Source organism: Mesorhizobium sp. M2A.F.Ca.ET.067.02.1.1 (assembly GCF_004023285.1).
Classification (GTDB): Bacteria; Pseudomonadota; Alphaproteobacteria; order Rhizobiales; family Rhizobiaceae; genus Mesorhizobium.
On record NZ_RZSB01000426.1, the window covers coordinates 1 to 5,260 of the forward strand.

Below are 5,260 nucleotides of genomic sequence, written 5' to 3' on the forward strand. Positions count from 1 at the left end.
GGGCGACAGATAGTGGAAGGCCAGCGAGACGCCGCCGATCAGCCCGCCTCCGCCGACCGAGCAGAACACCAGGTCGGCATGCGCCTTCTTAGCCGCCAACTGGTCGAGCGCTTCCAGTCCGGCGCCGGCCTGGCCTGCGACGATTTCCGGATCGTCGAAGGGATGGAGCAAGGTGAGGTGCTCGGTCTCGGCGATCTCGCGCGCCTTGGCGGCGGCGACCTCCTCACGCGCGCGGTCGCCATGGTCGGTCAGCACCACGCGTGCGCCATAGCCTGCGGTCGCGTCGCGTTTTGCGGCTGGCGCGTCGATCGGCATGACGATGGTGACGGGAATGCCCAGCGCCTGGCCGGCGGCCGCCAGCCCTTGCGCGAAATTGCCGGAGGAATAGGCGACGACGCCTTGCTTCGCTTCATCCGGCGAAAGCCGCTTCAGCCGCCAATAGGCGCCGCGCACCTTGAAGGAGCCGGCCCATTGCAGCGACTCCGGCTTGACGAAGACGCGCGCCGCGCCGGTTTCCCTGGCCAAAGCCGCCGACACCAGGAGCGGCGTCACCTGCGTGGCCGTCGAGGTGACGGCATAGGCCTGCCTCAGATGATCAAGCGGTGGGACGAGAATGTCTGCCATCATTCGCCTCTCGGATACCGTTTGCTCTCTTCCAGATTGTCGAGGTTCATGTGGTTGCGCATGTAGCGTTCCGATGCCTTCTGCAGCGGCTGGAACTCCCATGGGTAGTAGGCGCCGTTGCGCAGCGCCGGGTAGACGACCCAGCGGCGCGCCTGGCTTTCGCGCACAGCGGCGTCGAAGTCCGCCATGTTCCAGCGCGCGCGGACCTTTTCCATGAAGGCCGAGACCAGATCGGCGTAAGCCGGGTTGGCGGCGAGATTGTCGAGCTCGCGCGGATCGGCGTCGAGATCGAAGAGCTGCGGCGGATCGAGTTCGCAATGGACGAATTTGTATTTGCCCTCGCGGATCGCCACCATCGGCGCGTAGGAGCCTTCAGCCGCATACTCCATCAGCACCGGCGCCGAGCGCTCCTTACCGGCGGCAAGCGGCAGCAGCGACTGGCCGTCCGTCCATGGCGCGATCCCGCTCATGTCGATGCCGGCGAGGTCGCAGAGCGTCGGCGCCACGTCGAGATTTGAGACAGGCGTCTCGATCAACCCGGCCTTGATGTCCTTGCCGCCCATCATCAAAGGCACGCGCGCCGCACCCTCGTAGAAGCACATCTTGAACCAGAGGCCGCGCTCGCCCAGCATGTCGCCATGGTCGGAGCAGAACAGCACGATCGTGTCGTCCAGCATGCGGGTGCGTTCCAGCACCGACAGCAAGTCGCCGAGCTTGTCATCGAGATAGGAGATGTTGGCGAAATAGCCGCGCCGCGAGCAGCGAATCTGTTCCGGCGTGATGTCGAAACTGTCGTAGTCGGATGCCTTGTAGAGCCGCTTTGAATGCGGATCCTGGCTGTCATAGGGAATGAAGCCGACGTCCGGCTCCAGCGCCGGGCAGTTCTCATAGAGGTCCCAGTATTTGCGCCGCGCGACATAGGGATCGTGCGGATGGGTGAAGGAGACGGTCAGGCACCAGGGGCGCTGGTCCGCGTCATCCGACACGCGCGCGAACTCATAGAGCTTCTGCGTCGCGTGGAAGGCGACCTCGTCGTCATATTCCATCTGGTTGGTGATCTCGGCGATGCCGGCGCCGGTCACCGAACCCAGATTGTGGTACCACCAGTCGATGCGCTCGCCGGGCTTGCGGTAGTCCGGCGTCCAGCCGAAATCGGCCGGGTAGATGTCGGTGGTCAGCCGCTCCTCGAAGCCGTGCAACTGGTCGGGACCGACGAAATGCATCTTGCCGGAGAGCACCGTGTGATAGCCGGCGCTGCGCAGATGATGCGCGTAGGTCGGGATCGAGGAGGCGAATTCCGCGGCGTTGTCATAGACCTGGGTGCGCGACGGCAGTTGCCCGCTCATGAAGGAGGCACGTCCCGGCGCGCAGAGCGGCGAGGCGGTATAGTTGTTGGCGAAGCGCGCCGAGCGCGCGGCCAGCGCCTTCAGATTGGGGGCATGCAGGAACTCGGCCGGGCCGTCCGGGAAGAACGTGCCGTTGAGCTGATCGACCATGACGATCAGGAAATTGGGTCGCCGGGTGGTCAAGGCAGGCTCCGTCCGTTGAGCTTGGTTTCGAGATAGTCTTCCACAAGCGCGATCGCGGTCTGCGCGTCCGGCACGCCGTCCTTCAGCGCGCGGCGGATGTAGAGCCCGTCGATCAGCGCCGCGGTCGCTTCCGCCACGCGGTCGGCCTCTGCCCGGGGCAGGATGCCGGTCAGCCCGCTCATCAGGTTGGAATGCAGCCGCCGCGCATAGATGCGCAGCAGGCGCCGCAGTTCGGTCGATTTCTGCGCCTCGACATAGAAGGCGAGCCATGCGGCGATGATCTCGGCCTGGAACTGGTCATCTGAGAAGCTGACCGCGACCACGGAAGAGACGCGCTCACGCGCTGTGCCGGCGGTGTGAAGCGCGCGCCTGGTGTCGATGTTGAGCTCCGTCAGGATGTGCCGCATCGTCGCGAACAGCAGCTCGTCCTTGGCGCCGAAATAGTGATGCGCCAGCGCCGACGACACACCGGCGCGTCCGGCGATCTCCGACATCGTCACGTCCAGCGATCCGCGCTCGCCGATCGCAGAGATCGTCGCGTCGATCAGCGCCTTGCGGCGCACGGGTTCCATTCCGACTTTCGGCATTTTAGGGATCCGGTTCGGGTCGAGATTATTTTTTATTGACGCGTCAATCAATAAAAAATCGACACCGGGATCAACTGATCGTGTCGTTCTGGCCCATGGCAGGGGGCTAGAAAACGGTTCACTGTTGAACAATATTGAATCACGTGCCGCCAAGGATCGTGCTAGGCTGCGGCGCAAATGGAGGTTGCCATGACCGCATGCATCGTCGGCTGGGCGCATTCGCGCTTCGGCAAGCTCGAAGGCGAGACGCTGGAGGGCCTGATCACCAAGGTTGCCGTCGAGGCGCTCGACCATGCCGGCATCGGTCCAGACGATGTCGACGAGATTGTGCTCGGCCATTTCAACGCCGGCTTCTCCCCGCAGGATTTCACCGCCAGCCTCGTGCTGCAGGCCGACGACCGGCTGCGCTTCAAGCCGGCGACACGCGTCGAGAATGCCTGCGCCACCGGCTCGGCCGCCGTGCGGCAAGGCATCCGCGCCATTGACGCCAACGCCGCCCGCGTCGTGCTGGTGGTCGGCGCCGAGCAGATGACGACCACGCCGGGTCCCGAGATCGGCAAGAACCTGCTCAAGGCATCCTACCTGCCGGAAGACGGCGACACGCCTGCTGGCTTTGCCGGCGTCTTCGGCAAGATCGCGCAGGCTTATTTTCAGCGCTATGGCGACCAGTCGGATGCGCTGGCCATGATCGCCGCCAAGAACCACAAAAACGGTGTCGACAACCCTTATGCGCAGATGCGCAAGGATTTCGGCTATGAGTTCTGCCGCCAGGAAAGCGAAAAGAACCCCTTCGTCGCCGGTCCGCTGAAGCGCACCGATTGCTCGCTGGTCTCGGATGGCGCGGCCGCTCTTGTGCTGACCGATACCGCGACTGCGCTGAGGATGCGCCGCGCCGTAACCTTCCGCGCCAACGAGCATGTCCAGGATTTCCTGCCGATGTCGAAGCGCGACATCCTAGCCTTCGAGGGTTGCGAGCACGCCTGGAACCAGGCGCTGAAGAAGGCAGGCGTGACGCTCGACGACCTCTCCTTCGTCGAGACGCATGACTGCTTCACCATCGCCGAGCTGATCGAATACGAAGCGATGGGCCTGGCCAAGCCAGGCGAGGGCGCCAAGCTGGCGCTGGACGGGACGACGGCCAAGGACGGCCGCCTTCCGGTCAATCCTTCGGGCGGCCTGAAGGCCAAGGGCCATCCGATCGGCGCCACCGGGGTCTCGATGCATGTGCTTACCGCCATGCAACTGACTGGCGAAGCCGGCGGCATCCAGGTGCCGGGCGCGAAGCTCGGCGGCATCTTCAACATGGGGGGTGCAGCCGTCGCCAATTACGTTTCCATTCTCGACCGCATCAGGTAGAAGCGGCCCGCACTAAAGCGTCCCAAGGCGCGTGCGGGAGGCAGCATGTCCAATCCGGTTCTGGTCGAAGTCACGCGCGGCGCGGTGGTCGAAAGCAGGCATCGCGGCGCGGTTTCGGTCTTCGACGCCGACGGCAAGGCCGTCTGGGAGATCGGCGACACGGACCGTCCGGTTTTCCCGCGCTCCGCGGTGAAGGCGATCCAGGCGCTGCCGCTGGTCGAATCGGGCGCGGCCGACGCCTACGGCTTCGGCAACCGCGAACTGGCGCTGGCCTGCGCCTCGCATTCGGGCGAACCCGCCCATGTCGAACTGGCGCGGGCAATGCTCGCCAGGGCCGGTCTCGATAAGACCGCGCTGGAATGCGGCGCGCATTGGCCCAACCATGAAGCCACCCTAGCGCTCGCCCGCGCCGGCGATGTGCCGAGCGCCTTGCACAACAACTGCTCCGGCAAGCACGCCGGCTTCCTCTGCACCTGCGTGCATTCGGGCATCGCCCATCAGGGCTACGTCAAGGAGGGACACGCGCAGCAGGAGATGGTGCGCGACGCCATGCAATCCGTCACCGGCGCCGCTCACAACACCGGCAACAGCGCCATCGACGGCTGCTCGATCCCGACCTATGCCGTGCCGTTGAAGAATTTTGCGCAGGGCTTTGCCCGCATGGCGACGGGCAGGGGCTTTTCGCCCGAGCGAGCCAAGGCGGCGAAGCGTCTGCTTTCGGCCTGCATGGCCGAGCCGTTCCTGGTCGCCGGCACCGGCAAGGCCGATGTCGCGCTGATGCAGGCAGCACCGGGCCGCATCTTCGTCAAGACCGGCGCCGAAGGCGTCTATTGCGCGGCCTTGCCCGAGCTCGGTCTCGGCATCGCGCTCAAATGCGATGATGGCGCCGGCAGAGGGGCCGAGGTGATGATCGCCGCGGTGCTGGCAAAGCTGTTGCGCGCCGAAGAGGCGGTAGCGGCAAGGCTCACCCAACTCGCCCATCCCGCAGTCGAAAGCCGCATCGGCGCCAAGGTCGGCTTGCTGCGGCCGACGGCGGCGCTGGGCTAGCGAGGTTTCACCGGCACCGATATGCCGTGCGCATAAGCCGAGACAAAAAATTATGTGCTAGTCTCCTCCACTAACAATCGGACGGCGGGCCAGATCATGCTGGAAGCGGACAAGGTG

Annotated in this window: 5 protein-coding genes; 2 read left to right on the forward strand and 3 right to left on the reverse strand. The window is 65.1% G+C overall.

Features of this window, described 5'->3' with window-relative positions:
* From EOA28_RS24025 to betI, 3 genes are all read right to left on the reverse strand, one after another.
* A partial coding sequence (locus tag EOA28_RS24025; RefSeq protein ID WP_189342157.1) for a pyridoxal-phosphate dependent enzyme occupies window positions 1-627 on the reverse strand: 627 nt, incomplete at its 3' end.
* A complete protein-coding gene (gene betC / locus EOA28_RS24030) occupies window positions 624-2,153 on the reverse strand; it encodes a choline-sulfatase (protein WP_127252558.1) in 1,530 nt (509 codons plus the stop codon). The genes EOA28_RS24025 and betC, both read right to left, overlap by 4 nt.
* Complete coding sequence (gene betI, locus EOA28_RS24035; protein ID WP_127252559.1) at window positions 2,150-2,740, reverse strand: transcriptional regulator BetI; 591 nt, start codon at window positions 2,738-2,740, stop codon at window positions 2,150-2,152. Before betI ends, betC begins: the two co-directional genes overlap by 4 nt.
* Window positions 2,741-2,929: 189 nt before the next feature.
* Between betI and EOA28_RS24040 the strand changes: the two genes are divergently transcribed.
* Window positions 2,930-4,096 carry an acetyl-CoA acetyltransferase gene (locus EOA28_RS24040; RefSeq protein ID WP_127252560.1) on the forward strand — a complete coding sequence of 389 codons (1,167 nt, stop codon included), beginning with the start codon at window positions 2,930-2,932 and terminating at the stop codon, window positions 4,094-4,096.
* 45 nt (window positions 4,097-4,141) lie between these two features.
* Window positions 4,142-5,143, forward strand: coding sequence for an asparaginase (locus EOA28_RS24045; RefSeq protein ID WP_127252561.1), 1,002 nt, complete (start codon window positions 4,142-4,144; stop codon window positions 5,141-5,143).
* The last annotated feature ends 117 nt before the right edge of the window (window positions 5,144-5,260 follow it).